The sequence below is a fragment of the Mycoplasmopsis iners ATCC 19705 genome (assembly GCF_000701805.1).
Lineage (GTDB): Bacteria > Bacillota_I > Bacilli_A > Mycoplasmatales > Metamycoplasmataceae > Mycoplasmopsis > Mycoplasmopsis iners.
Genome location: NZ_JNJW01000006.1, coordinates 1 through 16,489 on the forward strand (window position 1 = coordinate 1; position 16,489 = coordinate 16,489).

Sequence of the window (16,489 nt, forward strand, 5' to 3'; positions counted from 1 at the left end):
CGTGAGACAGTTTGGTCCCTATCTGATGTGGGCGTTGGAATATTGATGAGAGCCGCTCTTAGTACGAGAGGACCGGAGTGGACGTACCACTGGTGTTCCTGTTGTTGCGCCAGCAGCATAGCAGGGTAGCTAAGTACGGAAAGGATAACCGCTGAAAGCATCTAAGTGGGAAGCCTCCTCAAAGATAAGTATTCCCTTGAGATTCCTTATAGACTATGAGGTTGATAGGATGGGGGTGTAAGCGTAGTAATACGTTGAGCTGACCATTACTAATAAATCGATCGGTTTAAAAGTTGTTATGTGTTAATAAGACATTTCAATGAACCATAACCTAAATTACTATTCAGTTTTCAAAGAATATGGCACCAAAGGTGCTTTTTTTTATTTCTATAGCAAATAAAAAAGAGAAAAATGCACATTATAACCCCCAATTATTTAGAAAAGTGAAACTTTTTTATATAATTAGCGTGTATTTCATTTATAGGAGAATAAAAGAATGAAAAGCTTTTTTAAAAACGCAACACTTGGTTTTTCAAATTTTTTCTTAAGGCTCAAACATGCTTGAGTTAATTTTTGAACAAACAAAGATCTGCTTAAAAAAGTTTTTTTCACTCTTGGTTTAATTACAGTTTATATTTTAGCAACTACAATACAAGCTCCTTTTGTAAGAATTAAAAATGATAAAGCAATAGATGAAAACGCCTTTTTAAATACCCTTAACTTAGTTGGTGGTGGTGGATTAAGAAACTTTTCATTAGTTGCCTTAGGAATTAGTCCATTTATTAATGCTTCCTTAATTATGTCACTATTACAAACTAGATTGTTCCCAGCTATTCATAAATTAAGTCAAAGTGGTCCACAAGGGCGGAGAAAGCTGAATGTCATTACTAGGTTATTAACTCTTGTAATAGCTTATCCACAAGCTATATTATTAACCCAATCATTGGCAGCTGGTGGAAACAGTGCTTTAATTGAATTTATTCCACTGAATAATAATCCTAGCTTAAGTGGGGTAACAATTTATTTCTTATTACCAATGATATTAATTGGTGCTTCATTATTCTCATTATTTATAGCTGAAGAAATCACAAACAAAGGAATTGGTAATGGTACTTCGCTAATTATTTTTGTTGGTATTGCCTTCCAATTACCAGCGCAATTCAAAGCAGCTTTCCAATATTTTGTTGGAGTTGATAGTAGTACATCATTATTAGTTGGCTCATTAAAATTCTTAACATACTTATTTGTTTATTTAGTAGTAATCTTTATTATTGCTTTAGTTTATAACTCAGAGCGCCACATTCCTATTCAACAAATAGGAGCTGGAAGAAGTAGAAATGTTAAGGAAATGGGTAAATTACCTATTAAATTAAATCCAGCTGGAATTATGCCAATAATTTTTGCTACAATGATTATTTCTTTCCCTTTAATGATTGCGAGAATTTTACCGCAAGCTAACTTAGGTAGAATTTGAATGGAACAAAACTTACAATTTACTCAACCACTTGGTTTAAGTTTATTAGTTGTTATAACATTCTTCTTCAGTTTTATTATGGGGTTACAACAATCGAGAGTTGATAAAATTTCAGAAGATTTTGCTAAAAATTCTACTTTTATTCCAGGTATTAAACCTGGTGAACAAACCGAAGATTATTTAATAGGCATTGTTATGCGTTTATCAACATTTAGTGGCTTCTATTTAGTTATTATGGCTTCAATGCAATACTTACAAATTATTCTTTTAAAACTACCAGCTATCATTAGTTTTGGTGGCACAGGAATGATGATTTTAGTAACTGTTTCTTTAGAAACAATTCAACAATATCAAGCAAGAAAGAAAACTCAAACATTATCAAATCAAAAAACATTATCACGTGATGCTTGAAACTCACAAATTAGTAATAACAACGATTACCTTTTTGCTAAAAAAGGCAAAATTGACAAAAACAAGAAAAATGGAGATGGATTATTATGATAAAAAATCAAATGCCAAATATCGTTTTTATGGGCCCACCAGGAGTTGGTAAAGGTACAGCTGCAGCATTGTTAGCTAAAAAAGCTAATATGATTCATTTATCAACCGGAAGTATTTTCCGTGAAGAAATTGCTGCCAAAACACCATTAGGTTTAGAATTAGCCCAATATGTTGAACATGGTTTATATGTGCCAAATGATGTAACTAACAAAACTGTTAAACAAAAATTACAAACTTTAATGGCGCAAAACGCCTTAGTAATTTTAGATGGCTATCCACGTACCTTAGATCAAGTTAATTTCTTAAATAGCATTCCTGGTTTTACTTACCAAGTAGTTGAATTAAGTGCTCCTGAAGAAGTAATTATGCAAAGATTAAACGGCAGAAGATTTTGTCCAAATTGTGGCAAAAATTTTAACCTTTATTCATTGCCTTCAAAAACAGGCGATTTATGTGATAACTGTTCAACTCCTTTACAAATGAGAAAAGACGATAGTATTGAAAATATTAAAGTAAGACAAGAAGTATATCGTAAAGAAACTGCTCCATTACTTGATTATTACCGTGAACATCACAACTTAAATGAATTTGATGCTAGTGTGACACCTGAAGAAGTTGTAAGCGCAATTTTAAGCAAATTTAACCAATAATTTAACATTATCTGCCATTAGGCAGATTTTTTAATTCTTTAAACTTTTAAAGTGATAAAAATAAAGTAGGAGGTGTAAATGAAGGCAAACATCATTAAATTAAAAAAGAAACTAAATCAAAAACTAATTTTACAGTTTGTTATAGGCATCTTTTTATTAGTCGCCACTCTTATATTTTTCGTACCAGGGAATCAATTTAAAGCATCACCAAATAGCATTAGTGTTGCTATATTGATAGCTATATTTCTAGCCCCATTATTTGCAACAGCCGTTATTTTAATGTTCAATAAATTCTTAAATAAATTTTTATTGAAAGCTAACTTGCTAAGTAAAACAGCTTTATTAATTTGCTCAATAATTCTTTTATTAATAATAAGTTATTTTTTCACCGAGATTTGTTATTATTCTTTTCATTCAGTTGCTGATTCTGAATCTTGAGAAGCAATTCCATTGGATTTACGCAGTACCCACACTAAATTTATGGGTCATAATGTTTGATTTACAAAATCAACAAATTACCTTTTTAATAACGGCAATACACCAAATGTTAAATATTTTACATTCTTGTTTTTAATTGAATTTATTTTAATAGCATTTACAGCATATTTAATAATCAGTTCAATTATTTCATTAATTAAAAAGAACAGTGTAAGAAATCGTCAAATAATTTTACCAACACTTTTCATTGTTTTAAATAGCATTATTTTTATTCTATTTATAACATTTGTTTTAATTAGAAAATTTAATTATGAAACATGAAATGCCGCACTTAGAACCGAAGAAGAATTTATTTTGCTTGTTGATCTTTATTCAGTAAATAACGGAGTAAAAAACCCTTATCTAACTAATTTAGTTTTGAGCTATATTATTATTTCTTTATTTGTCTTGGAAGCAATTTTAATTACTGGTTTATACATCAAAAACAAATTCTTTACCAAAGGTAAATATGCCAATGCTTCAATAATTGATTTAATATTAGCTTTTTGAGCAATTGTATTAGTAATAATTTTAACTGTTCAAGACAAACAACACCCTTACTCATTCTTAAATATCACTTTAATTTATATTCAAAAACTAAATTATGAATGATACACTAACCCATTAATTTTCACATCATTCTATTGTTTAATAATAGCAACTAGCGTCTTAGTTTTAGGAACTATTTGAATGCATTTAGTTTATAAAACAATAATGTTTGGTAAATTATTAAAACATGCAAAAAGAGCAACTGTTTAGTTGCTTTTTAGTTATAAAAATAATAGCAATTTGTCGTATTGTGCTTTAAATAAGCTTAAATTAAATTCGAAAAAAATCAAAAATATTTATAGTAAATATTTAATATTAATATACAATATAAACACTTGTATTAATAAGTATATTTTTTGAAATTAGTTTAAATATATAAAGCTATTAGGGCTTTATATCTTTAAGCATTTTTAGGGCTTTTTTACAAGTGTAGGAGACAACATGATTAAAATAAAAAGTTCTGCGGAAATTGAAAAAATCACTAAAAGTTGTCAAATCCTGGCAGAAGTCAAGGCGATCTTATGAGATTTCATAAGACCAGGAGTTTCATTAAAAGAACTTGATTCAATCGCTTTTAATGAAATAGTAAAAAGAGGTGCACAACCAGCATTCAAAGGTCTTTATGGTTTTCCAGCCACTGCTTGCATCTCTGTAAATGAAGAATTGATTCATGGTATCCCTTCAGAATACAAACTTAAAGAAGGCGATTTAGTAAGCATTGACTTAGGTTGTAAATATCAAGGATACAATAGCGATTCAGCTTTCACAAAAGGTGTTGGCAAAATTGCTACTCAAGATCAAAAATTAATTGATGTTGCTATTGAAGCTTTTAACGCTGGACTTAATGCTATTAAGCCAGGGGCAAGAGTGGGCGATGTTAGTTATGCTATTGGTCAAGTTATTAGAAAACATAATTTATATACCCCTAACAATTTCTGTGGGCATGGTATCGGACTTGCCTTACATGAAGAACCAAACATTTTTAATGATGGGCATCCCAAAACAGGTCCATTATTAAGAGATGGTATGGTAATTTGTATTGAGCCAATGATTTTGCAAAAAAATGCAAAAACTAAAACAAAAAAAGATGGATGAACCATTGTTAGCGCTAGTGGTTTAAATTCTGCTCATTACGAACACACTGTTTTAATTAAAGATGGTCGGGGTATTGTTTTAACGAAAGGAATTTAATGGCAAAAGATGCTATTAAAATGACTGCCAAAGTAACACAAGCATTTTCAACAGATGAATATGAAGTGCAAATCGAAAATGGCATGTTAATTAAAGCTCATATTTCAGGTAAAATCCGTGTAAATCACATTAGGATTTTGCCAGGAGACACAGTGGAAGTAGAAATTAGCCCTTACAACTTACAATTGGGCAGAATTACCTACAGACACAAATAAGGAGAAATAATGAAAGTTAGAGCTAGTGTAAAAAAAATGTGTAAAGATTGTCGTGTTATTAAACGTAAAGGCATTATTAGAATTATTTGCTCATTACCAAAACACAAACAAAGACAAGGATAAAATATGGCTAGAATTTTAAATATTGAAATCCCAAATAACAAACGTATTGTTATTTCATTAACTTACATTTATGGTATTGGAAGAACAAGAGCACAAGAAATTTGTGCTGCAGCAAATGTAGACGAAAATACTAGAACTAAAGACTTAACAGACGAACAATTACAAAAACTTCGTCAAGAAGCAGCTAAATACACAACAGAAGGTGATTTACGTAGAGAAGTTACCTTAAACATCAAGCGTTTAATGGAAATTAAATGCTACCGTGGTCTTAGACACCGTAAAGGATTACCTGTTAGAGGACAAAGCACACAGAAAAATGCTAGAACACGTAAAGGTCCTAGAAAAACTGTTGCTGGTAAAAAAGGTAAATAGGATTAAGGAGACAAACTTATGGCTAGAAAAACTAAAAAGAAAAATATTACCAATGGTATTGCTCACATCCATTCAACAAACCAAAATACAATTATTACCTTTACAGATGAATTAGGAAATGTAATCGCTTGAAGCTCATCAGGAGCTATTGGTTACAAAGGTTCTAAGAAAAAAACCCCTTATGCAGCATCATTAGCAGCTCAAGCAGCAGCAGAAGCTGCTAAAGAACACGGTATGAAAAGTGTTAAAGTTAGACTTAAAGGTTTAGGTGCTGGTAAAGATTCAGCACGTAAACAAATCGAAGTTGCAGGTATCACAGTAACAGAAATTAAAGATGTTACACCAGTTCCACACAACGGAACAAGACCTCCAAAACGTATTCTTAAGCGTGAAAAACAAAGATAATTTAATCAATAAGGAGTAATTATGGAAAAGATGCCCAAACTTGTGTATGAACAAGTACAAAACTCAAGTGAAAATCAAAACGAAACTATTTTTTCTCTTAAACCATTAGAAAGAGGTTTCGGTAATACTTTAGCTGTTGCTTTACGTAGAACATTATTATCAAGTATTACAGCCTTAGCTTTATTTGCTGTAAAAATTGAAAATATCGATCATGAATTCAACACTATTCCTGGTGTGGAAGAAGATGTTGTTACATTAATCATGAACTTACGTAAAGTTAAATTCCAATATGATCCAGAAGTTGTTTCTGACGATGATATTATTAAAGTTACTTTAAAAGCAGATGGAGTAGGAGAAGTTACTTCTCGTAATTTAGAAATTAACAATTCAACTATTGAAGTATTGAACAAAAGCCAACACATTGCTACCTTAAACAAAGGTACATTAAACATTGAACTTTATCTTCGTGCTGGCAGAGGCTTTAGATCAAACGAAGAAAACAAAAAATTCATTAATACAAGCGGCTTTTTAAGTAAAGTGGATAGCAGAATTAAAAAAGGAAGCTTTATTGCTACAGATTCTGACTTCTCACCAATTGAAAAAGTTGACTACACAGTTAGTGAATTAAACTCATCAAGCCCTCAAATTGAAGAGGAATTAAGATTCCGTTTAATTACTAATGGCACTATTGATCCTAAATACGCTATTCAACAAGCAGCAGAAATTTTAGTTGCTTCATTTAAAGTTATTGGAAATGTGAATGAAATGAAATTAGAAATTTTTGCTGAAGAAAAAGTTGTTGAAATGGAAGAAAAAGAAAACGATATCGATATTAGTCAATTAGGCTTATCAGTGCGTTCATACAATGCTTTAAGAAGAATTGGTAAAACTAAATTATCAGAAATTTGCGAAATGACTTTAGAGGAATTAGAACAAACTAAAAACTTGGGTAGAAAATCTATTTATGAAATTATCAGCGTACTTAAAGATAACGATCGTGAACTTAAAAAAGGAGAAGAATAATGGCTAATCCAACTCAAATTTATAGCCGTGATACCAAATGAAGAAAAGGTGTAATGCGTACATTAACAAGCGAATTATTAGCTCATGGACGTATTACCACTACTTTAACCCGTGCTAAAGAATTACGTCGTCATGTTGAAAAAATGATTACAAAAGCTAAAAATCCTACTTTAGCAAACCGTCGTTTAGTTGCTGCTTACCTTCGTCCAACTTTAGTTAATAACAAAGAAGACCTTTTAAAACACTTATTTAACGAAATTGCCCCTAAATACAAAGACAGAAATGGTGGATACACACGTATCTACAAAATTGTTGCTCGTCGTGGCGACAACACCAAAATGGCAATTATCGAATTAGTTTAATACTTAAATTTATTTCAAGCTTTAATTAACGCAACACTGGTTAAAATGCCAGTGTTTTTTAATGCAATGTGCGCGACAAAAAACACCATTATCTAATTTGACAATGGTGTTATACATTCTGTATTATTTTTTCACCAAATATACCTGTGAAAAAGGCATATTCGTTAAAATTTATTAATAATTAAAACTTTCTTTTTCTTCTCTTAATTATAACAGGGAGCAAGATAGATAAACCAAAAGTAATAATTGCTAAACCAACAGAAGTTGCAATTATTAAAGGAGTAATTGCATCCTTATTAGCTTTTTCAACCAATTCTAAATTAGTTTTAGTTTGTTTAGCAACAATTTCATTTGTTGTATTAAGAGCTTCTTTAATAATGTTTTCGCTATTATTAATTTCTTCAATTATTGATTTTATTAAATCAGAGTTTAGTCTTTTGCCTTTTGTTTCTTTGATAGTTCTTAACTTTTCTAGAGAATCAATTAATTTTTCCAAATCAACTATTTTGTTGGTTATTTGGTTTAAATCATCATTGAAATTATTTGAATTTTCATCCAAGTCTGCAACAGCATCAATCAATTGACCTTTGACCTCATCAGTTAATTTAGCATTAGCTATTTCTTTAATAGCTTTAAGTTTCGAATTAATGTTCGATACTTTTTCGCTAAGTTTTTCATCATTTAAATCTAACTCTAATACATCATTAATTAATTTGTCTTTAGCAGAATCACCAATTTTGTTCTTTTTGGCTTGTTCATAGATGTTTTCAATTAATTCAACTTTATTGTCAATTATTTCTAACTTTTTGTTAATGTTTGAATCCTCATTGCTAATATTAATAACTTCATCAATTAAAGCATCTTTATTAAATTGGTTTAAATTGGTATTATCAAGTATTTGATTAATTTTATCCACTTTAATTTTTTCGTTATTAAGTTTATTGCTAAATTGTTCATCATTAGTTGATATGTCAACAATGTTTTTGATTGTGTTAGATTTATCATCTTCGTTAAGTTTTGCATTATCATTGACCGATTTAATTAAAGCAAATTTATCTTTTACTTTATTTAATTCAGAATTAAATTCATTTTCTGTTTTGCCATTAACATCGATATTAGTTGTATCTTCAATTAATTTTGTTTTGGTTTGATCACTTAAATTAGAATTTCTAATTTCTTTTATTAATTCAATTTTAGCTTTTTCATAGGCTAATTCATCATTGAAATGTTCACTATTAATATCTAAATTCATTAGATCTTCAATGATTTTGTTTTTGTCTTCATCTGTTAAAGTTGCATCTGCTTTAACTTCTTTAATAAGTTTGATTTTTTCTTTAAGATTATTAAGTAAATCATCATAATTATCAGCGCTTGGATCTAAGTTTTTAATTTCTTCAGTTAATTTATTTTTTTCTTCATCGCTTAAGTTCTTATCTTTGATGACTGAATCCATGATGTCAAATTTGTTAAGTAAGTCTTGAAGTTTTTTATCAAATTTAGGATCATCATTTTCTATATTATCTAGCTCTCTAGCAAATTTTTCTTTTTGATCAGAAGTTAATGAAGGGCTATTTTTTATTTTTTCATACACTTCTGTTTTTTGATCTTCTTTTTTAATTTTGTCGCTAAAAGTGTCTTCATCTAAATTATTATTAATGTTTTTGATTTCGCTAATCAATTCACTTTTATCTGCTTCTTCAAGATTTTTATTATTTCTAATTGCCTTAATTTTGCTTTCTTTGATTTGTTCATGATTTAATTTAGCATCAAAGTTCTTGTGTCTTGGATCTAAATTAATAATTTCATTACCAAAATGTTCTTTATCTTTATTAGTTAAGCTTGTATCATCTTTAAGATTAGATAATTTAGCAACTTGCTCTTTAATATTTGCCAAAGTTTTGGCAAAATTATTTAAACCATTTTCTGTATTTTTTTGATCATTAGCATTTGTATTAATAACATATTCAGCTAATTTATTTTTCTGTTCTTCAGTTAATTTACCATTAGCTCTTATTTCATCTATTAATGTCTTTTTAGCTTCAATTTTAGCTAGATCACTAGCAAATGAATCAGATTTAGGATCTAATTGATCAATAGCATTGTTTAGATTTTGTTTTTCAGCTTCAGTTAATTTATTTGGTTGATCTGGTGAATCGACCGAATTAACTTTTTCATAGGCATTTTCTTTGATTTTTATATTTCCAAGGAATTTATTAAACTTATCTTTTTGTAATGAATCATCAATGTTATTAAGATCAGCTATTAAATCATTTGCTTGATCTTCGGTAATTTTACCTTCTGTTTTTTTAGTATTGATAAAGTCTAAAATAGCTTCATTAGCATCTATTTTTGCTTTAATTTCATCTTTTTCAGCTAATAATTTTGCTAAGCCTTCTTTAGAAGTAGGAAAATCATTTACATAGTCTTTGAAATATTTAATTTTTTCATTAGTTAAATGTTCTTTGCTATCTATGTGATCAATTAATTTAGCTTTTTCTAAGATTAATTGAATTTTTTTAGTTAAATCTTGATCAAAGTTATTTAATTCACTAATATTATCAATAAAGCCATTTTTAGCATCTTCTGATAAATGTTCAAGTTGTTTAATAACAGAAATGGCATCTAATTTTTCAGCGATTATGCCATTGTTTAAGTCATTTTGGTGAAGTTTGCTATATTGATTATTTTCATCCTTAGCGCTATTTGAAGTAGGTAAATTAACCACAGAATCTATTAATTTTTCAGCATCTCTTGTAGTAATTTTGCCAGTTTTAATTGCTTCAGTTATTTCTTTAATAGCTTGAATTTTGTCTTTTTCATTAGCAATATAATTATTCATTTGGTCATTAGTTATGTCGCTGTTTATTGCCACAATTTTTTCTAATAGTTTTTTCTTAATTTCATATGGGACATCATCGTTTGATAATTTAGTTATTGCTTCAGATAATTCAGCTTTTTTAACAACATTTGAATAAATTCTAACTTTATCTTCATCAGAATAATTTGGATGCAATTCATTAACTTTATCAATTTCATTAAGTAATTGATCTTTAAAATTGTGATAAATTATTGGGTTAGCCGATGTATCTACTTCTTCATTAATAATATTTTTAGCTTTAATATTAGCTTTAGCTTGGTCTTCATCGCTTACTAAAGTAGTTAAATAAACTATTCTAATATCTCTAACAAAATTACCTAAACTATCTGTTCTAACATCATAAATATATTTATTTGTATCATAATCAGGTTGTAGTTCAGGATAAATTGCTTCGCCTGTTTCACTATATTTTGGATATAAGATATGTTTAACTTTTAAGTTGTCTGCTTCAGCATTAAGAACTTCAACAGTGCTTGTTCCAGCTTTAGTTTTTGAAACCTCTCATCTAAAATGTTCAACATCATCTTTAACAGTTAAACCGGTAGAAATAACAGTTTTGTATTGTTTCTTTTTATCTTTTGCATTAGTTAATTGAATATTTTCGCCAAAAAAGTCTTTAGTATAGCCTTTTGGATTAACAAAAATGTCAGAAGCTGCATCCGTTTTAGTAATTTTAATTCTTCTATTTCTTTCAACTAATTTAAGTTTGTTATTAGTTTGTGAAAAGTCTTCAATAATATTTGTTGAATATTTTAAAACCCTACTTCCAACTGTTAAGTCAGTATCTCTTTCAGTTTTGATTGTACCTAACAATGTTCCGATTGTTGCTTGTCTACCGTCACCATCTGGGTGTACTGTAGTATATTCTCTATGTGCTAAAGCCATAACACCTGAGAAAAATCTTGACCTATCTTCAAATTTATAAGCACTATCAGGTTGAATGTATTTGCTTAATGATCCATATTGATCATAAACATTTTTATTAGCGGGTTCAGTTTTGAATTTTAAAATAATTCTTAAAGCTGTAGTTCAGCCTTTTCACATACTATGACCAGTTACGTATGAAATTAATGCTTTGTCAAAAACATCTTTATAGTTAACTTGTCAGCCTTTGCTGTTCATGTTAGCAATATCAATATCCGGCTTAAATGGGCGTCCTTGTAATTCGACAGCTTCATCAGAAAAAATTCCATAATTTTCAGTTATAGTTGAACCTTCTCTATATGAAAAAGGACTATTAGTTTTACCAGGAGTTCATATTCATTCTCTTGGTGCTGTTAATGTAAAACCTTCAAAACCTCAATTCTTGCCGTCTCTATTGAAAGTATTTTTCATAATTTTATCCAACGTTTCTATAGAAAGCCTGTTTTGATTATCTACATCATTAGACAAGTATAGAGGATTGAATGTTGGCTCATTTGAGTTAGGGTATTTCTGCATATTTTTAAACTTGTCAAAACTAAAGCCGTGTTCATCATTGTCATCGTTTAATGACAATTTAATTGAACCGGAAACCACTTTTAAATCTTTTGAAATAAAAACACCAATTCTTGATCCGCCCAATAAATCAAAATCAACTTCGTCATTAGCTTCTCTTTCATTTTGAGCAACTACTTTTGGTCATACCCAACGTCCAAAACGATTGTTGTTGTTAGCATCAGGAAATCAGAAAAAAAGAAACAGTTCATTCTGTTATTCCTGAATCTTCAGTTTTTTCTATTTTGACATTTTTATAGATAGATTCGGCAGAATTAAACTTAAATTTTTTAGCTCATCCTTCGCTCGAACGATAACTTGATGAAGGTGCTGTATATCATTCAACATCTTTAAGAAATTGTTTTCAATAGTCTTCCTCAAATTCCTTTTTAACAACAATATCACCGTCAGCCAAATTAACATTAGCACTTAAACCAGTTGAAATTACAACAGGGGTTAAACCTAAAAATGCTGTTGCAGTTAATAAAAATTTTTTCTTCATAAACTTCCTTTAACAAAATTTAAATTTAAATGTTAGATTTAACATTTTTATAGTAATTTTTAACAATTCGAACGCATTAAAACGGCAAAAAACCAATAAAATTGTTAAAACACTATAAAAATTGTATTCTTTTTTTTTTTTTTTTTGTAAAAACGGCTTGATTTCAGCTCAAATTAACAAAAAAACAAATTTTTTTGGCAAAAATTAACATTTTTTAATTTTTATGCTTATAATAACTTATTTTATTTTTGCTAATCACTTTTAATTTGACAAAAGCTAGAATCTTACAATTAAAAGGCTTTTAATAGTATCTTAATTTAGTTAATATATAATTAAAATCAAATGAATAAAGATAAATTAGGTATTAGAAAAAGAAACTTAATCATATTTAGTGTGCTTTTAATTGCTTCAATTATTGGTTTTATTGCTTTTATTACGCTTTATTACACTATTAAGCAACCAAATAATTGAATTAGCGCAATTTTTCTTTTGTTTGTAATTATTTCAGTTTTAGCAGTGGGAATTTTTGCAACGCTAAGTGTTAGAGAATATTTAAACCGCCAAATTATTGTTAAGCAATCATTTGATAACTACATTGACGAAATGATTAGCCACAATTTAATGGGAACAATAATTTTTGACATTAATAACAAAATTTTATGAACTAGCAAATTTATTAGGAAACGTTTTGGGCGCAAATGAATTGGTATTTCTTTAATAGCATTTTTCCAAACATGTGGAATTGATTTAGCAAATCAAGAAAAAGAGTTTGAATTTAAATATAACAATTTTTATTACCGTGTTAAATTATGAAATTTAAATAATTCATTAAGCATTAAAGATATTACTCTTGAAAAAAATGTTTTAGCAACATATAACCAAGAAGCTATTGTTTTAGGTGAATTAGAAATTGATAATTATCCGCTTTATCAATCAGTTTTATCAGAAGAACAAATTTATAACTTAAATAAAGAAGTTATCAAAACACTTGATAGTTTAGTTGCTAGATACAATTTTGTTTATCGTCAATACAACACCAATGGTAAGTTTTTAATAATAACTAACAAACTAAGTTTAGAAGCAATGAAAGCTGTTAACTTTAAATTTTTTGACGAATTGCACAATATTTTAGTTGATAGTGAAAGCAATATTACAATCTCAATTTCAGTTGGTTTTATTGAAGGAACCGAAAACTTAAATGTCAAAATGCAAAAAGCTAAACAGGCATTATTACAAGCTCAAAGTCGGGGCGGAGATCAAGTGGCTATCTTTTCAGATTTAGATGTGGCTCGTTATTACGGCTCAACTAGAGAAATCTTGCCAAATATTGACCGGACAAGAATTAAATCATTTATTAGTTTGCTTGCTGAAAGAATGAAATCAAGCGATGTTGAACAAGTAATTATTTACGGACACAGCAATGCTGATTTAGATGCAATTGGGTCAGCTTTAGGTTTGGTTGCTTTAGCTAAAGCTTTTAAAAAACCAGCCTACATTTGTACAAATACACAAGATGACACAACCAAAAGAATTATTAAAAATTATTATGAAGACAGTACAGTCTTTATTAAATCTAAACAAGCTGAAAAATTAAGTAATCAAAAAACTTTAGTTGTTTTTGTTGATAATTCACATCCAACTAGAACTGATAATCCCAATGCTTTAAAAAACATCTTACAAAAAAATGTGTTTGTTATTGATCACCATAGATTAGGTTTAGCAATTGATTTTGCTCCAAAAGCTAACCGTATCATTGACCCTTCTGTTTCATCTGCTTCAGAAATTGTTACTGAAATCTTAATGTTTATTGAAAAAGACATCAATGTTGATTGAAAAACAGCACAAATGTTATTAAATGGAATTTATTTAGATACCTTACAATTCCAAAAGCATGTTACATTTAAAACATTTGAAGCAGCTTCTTGATTACAAAGCAAAGGAGCAGATTCATACAAAAGTAGTGAAACATTAAAAATTGATACCGAAACATATCAAAAAGTTAATGAACTTCTCGAAAATCTTCAAGAAGTTAAACCAGGCTATTATTTAGCTTATAAAGACATAGAATTGTCAAATGATGTTATTTCAATCGCAGCAGAAGAAATTTTAAGAATTAGTGGACGTAAAGCAAGTTTTGTTATTGCTAAAACCGAAAAAGGTAATCAATATAAATTGAGCGCCCGCGGACTTGAAACTAATGTACAAATTATTGCTGAAGCAGTTGGTGGTGGTGGACACTTTGGAACAGCCGCAGCAGTAAGCGATGAAAAATTAGATGTTTTTGTTGACAATATTAAACAAGCTATAGTTAGTGTTAAAAATTATGATTAATTCAAAGGAGATATTATGAAAGTTATTTTATTAAAAGATACCAAAGAAGGTAAAGCTAATACAATCATTGAAGTAAGCAATGGTTATGGAACAAACTTTTTAATTGCTAAAGGTTTAGCAATGCCATATAACGAATCAACTAAAAAAATCTTAGACAAAAAACTTAACGATTTAGTTGCCAATGAAATGGAACATAGAGCTGAAGCTTTAAAACTCAAAGAAAAACTTGAACAAGAAGAACTTCATTTCCAATTAGAAGCCAAGATAGATGCTAATGGCAATTTAAATGTTCATCATGCCATTTCAACCAAAGATATAATGAAAGAATTAGTTAAAAAAGGCTATAAATTAGACAAATACGCTGTACAAAAAGTTCATTTAGTATCAAACGGTTTACATGAAATTGATATTCATGTTTACAACGATATTATTGCTAAATTAAAAGTAAAAATTACTTTAAAATAAACTAAAGTGCCTATTTCATAGGCTTTTATGTTTTAAAGGGAGAAAAAAATGGAAAATAATACCAACCAGAATTCAAATTCTAATAGTAATTCAATTTATAATTTTGAATTGGAACAAGAAGTATTATCTTTAGTTATCAATAACCAAGTAAACTCACACAAATTAATTCCTTATTTGGATAAAAAAGATTTTTATGATGTTGCAAATCAACAACTTTTTATCATTTTGCAATATTTATACGATAATAACTTTTCAATTAATGATGCAACAATTTTAAAAGCTGCTAAAGATTTAAATATGCAATATGTAAATAATCCATTTTTAAATCAAGTTTATAATGCGAACGCTTTAGAAGTCAATATGCAGCTTTATTTAGAAGAAATTGTTGAAATTTCTAAAATGAGAAGTTTGCAAATGGGTTTAACTAACATTATTAACCAAATTAATAGCAATCCGAAATTAAAAACAGACACTATCGTGCCTGAAATTCAAGAATTGTTATTTGGTATTGATCGTTTAAACAACCAAAAAATGTTTACAGAAAGCAAAGATGTTAGTGCTGAATATTACAACAAGCTTTTAAAACTAAGAGAGCGCAATGGCAACGAAATTAATGGTTTAGCAACCGGTTTCCCACAATTTGACCGTCTTAATCAAGGTTTACAACCAACAGAATTAATTATTTTAGCCGCTCGTCCAGCTATGGGAAAAACCGCATATGCCTTAAACATAGCACTAAACGTTGCTAAATCTCATTTTTCAAAATTCCAAACCAACTCGCCTAAAAATGTTGCTTTTTTCAGCTTTGAAATGTCGCCAGAACAACTAATGGGTAGAATTTATGGTATTTTTTCTGAAGTTGAAGGCTCAAAACTTAAAAATGCTAAATTTTTAACTGATAATGATATGGCCAGAATTGAAAAAGCCAAAGTACAAATTGACAATTTAAACTTATTTATAGACGATTCTGGTTCTACCACTTTAAGAACATTAGTTTGAAAATGTCGTAGGTTGCACACTTTAAAGAAATTAGATTTAATTGTAATTGACTATTTACAATTGATTGCTACTGACAAAGGCGAAAAATTTGATAGCAGACAAAATGAAGTGGCAAAAATTAGTCGTACATTAAAATTGCTAGCTAAAGAATTAAACATTCCAATCATCGCATTAAGCCAGTTATCACGTGAAGTAGAAAAAAGAAATGATAAAAGACCAATGCTTTCAGATCTTAAAGAATCAGGAGCGATTGAACAAGATGCAGATATCGTGCTTTTCTTATATAGAGATAATTACTATAAAAAAGATCCTAAAGAACAAGATCCAAATAGTACCTATGACTTTACAGAAACTGAATTGATTGTTGCCAAAAACCGGAATGGAGCAACAGTTGATATTGAATTATTATTTAATATGCCGGTTGGTAAATTTATTGATCCAAGTGAAAGACAAATCAATAATTTCTCATCTAATACACAATATGAAGGTAATTAAT

Annotated in this window: 15 protein-coding genes and 1 rRNA gene; 14 read left to right on the forward strand and 2 right to left on the reverse strand. The window is 28.9% G+C overall.

From position 1 onward, the window contains the following. The 11 genes from T395_RS0101970 to rplQ all read left to right on the forward strand — a co-directional run. Positions 1-294: ribosomal RNA gene (locus T395_RS0101970) — 23S ribosomal RNA — on the forward strand; the annotation flags it as partial. Between the two features lie 202 nt (positions 295-496). Beyond that, the gene (gene secY / locus T395_RS0101975; RefSeq protein WP_029512824.1) at positions 497-1,978 is read left to right on the forward strand and encodes a preprotein translocase subunit SecY; all 1,482 of its coding nucleotides are present in this window, start codon (positions 497-499) and stop codon (positions 1,976-1,978) included. After that, the gene (locus tag T395_RS0101980) at positions 1,972-2,625 is read left to right on the forward strand and encodes an adenylate kinase family protein (RefSeq protein WP_029512825.1); all 654 of its coding nucleotides are present in this window, start codon (positions 1,972-1,974) and stop codon (positions 2,623-2,625) included. Before secY ends, T395_RS0101980 begins: the two co-directional genes overlap by 7 nt. Positions 2,626-2,703: 78 nt before the next feature. Then, entirely contained in the window at positions 2,704-3,861 is a 1,158-nt protein-coding gene (locus T395_RS0101985; RefSeq protein ID WP_029512826.1) for a hypothetical protein, read from the forward strand. Positions 3,862-4,092: 231 nt separating this feature from the next. Next, complete coding sequence (gene map, locus T395_RS0101990; RefSeq protein ID WP_029512827.1) at positions 4,093-4,842, forward strand: type I methionyl aminopeptidase; 750 nt, start codon at positions 4,093-4,095, stop codon at positions 4,840-4,842. Further along, on the forward strand, positions 4,842-5,057 hold the full coding sequence (infA, locus tag T395_RS0101995; RefSeq protein ID WP_029512828.1) for a translation initiation factor IF-1: 216 nt from the start codon (positions 4,842-4,844) through the stop codon (positions 5,055-5,057). Before map ends, infA begins: the two co-directional genes overlap by 1 nt. A gap of 9 nt (positions 5,058-5,066) precedes the next feature. Next, positions 5,067-5,180, forward strand: a complete 114-nt coding sequence (gene rpmJ / locus T395_RS0102000; RefSeq protein ID WP_029512829.1) for a 50S ribosomal protein L36 — start codon at positions 5,067-5,069, stop codon at positions 5,178-5,180. 3 nt (positions 5,181-5,183) lie between these two features. Beyond that, complete coding sequence (gene rpsM, locus T395_RS0102005) at positions 5,184-5,552, forward strand: 30S ribosomal protein S13 (protein ID WP_029512830.1); 369 nt, start codon at positions 5,184-5,186, stop codon at positions 5,550-5,552. 18 nt (positions 5,553-5,570) lie between these two features. Continuing rightward, entirely contained in the window at positions 5,571-5,957 is a 387-nt protein-coding gene (gene rpsK, locus T395_RS0102010) for a 30S ribosomal protein S11 (RefSeq protein ID WP_029512831.1), read from the forward strand. Between the two features lie 21 nt (positions 5,958-5,978). Further along, entirely contained in the window at positions 5,979-6,980 is a 1,002-nt protein-coding gene (locus T395_RS0102015; RefSeq protein ID WP_029512832.1) for a DNA-directed RNA polymerase subunit alpha, read from the forward strand. Next, positions 6,980-7,342 (forward strand): 50S ribosomal protein L17, encoded by a 363-nt coding sequence (gene rplQ / locus T395_RS0102020; RefSeq protein WP_029512833.1) that lies wholly within the window; start codon positions 6,980-6,982, stop codon positions 7,340-7,342. Before T395_RS0102015 ends, rplQ begins: the two co-directional genes overlap by 1 nt. A 181-nt stretch (positions 7,343-7,523) precedes the next feature. Here the strand turns inward: rplQ and T395_RS0102025 are convergent, their stop codons facing one another. Together T395_RS0102025 and T395_RS0102030 are read right to left on the reverse strand one after the other, a co-directional pair. Further along, complete coding sequence (locus tag T395_RS0102025) at positions 7,524-11,783, reverse strand: rhoptry family protein (protein WP_029512834.1); 4,260 nt, start codon at positions 11,781-11,783, stop codon at positions 7,524-7,526. Between the two features lie 88 nt (positions 11,784-11,871). After that, on the reverse strand, positions 11,872-12,198 hold the full coding sequence (locus tag T395_RS0102030; RefSeq protein ID WP_029512835.1) for a hypothetical protein: 327 nt from the start codon (positions 12,196-12,198) through the stop codon (positions 11,872-11,874). A 342-nt stretch (positions 12,199-12,540) separates the two neighbouring features. On the opposite strand from T395_RS0102030, the gene T395_RS0102040 reads away from it, so the two are divergent. The 3 genes from T395_RS0102040 to dnaB are packed head-to-tail and all read left to right on the forward strand — an operon-like array spanning position 12,541 to position 16,488. Then, positions 12,541-14,529, forward strand: coding sequence for a GGDEF domain-containing protein (locus tag T395_RS0102040; protein WP_029512836.1), 1,989 nt, complete (start codon positions 12,541-12,543; stop codon positions 14,527-14,529). A 15-nt stretch (positions 14,530-14,544) separates the two neighbouring features. Further along, the gene (gene rplI, locus T395_RS0102045; protein ID WP_029512837.1) at positions 14,545-14,994 is read left to right on the forward strand and encodes a 50S ribosomal protein L9; all 450 of its coding nucleotides are present in this window, start codon (positions 14,545-14,547) and stop codon (positions 14,992-14,994) included. Positions 14,995-15,042: 48 nt separating this feature from the next. Continuing rightward, positions 15,043-16,488, forward strand: a complete 1,446-nt coding sequence (gene dnaB / locus T395_RS0102050; RefSeq protein WP_029512838.1) for a replicative DNA helicase — start codon at positions 15,043-15,045, stop codon at positions 16,486-16,488. The last annotated feature ends 1 nt before the right edge of the window (position 16,489 follow it).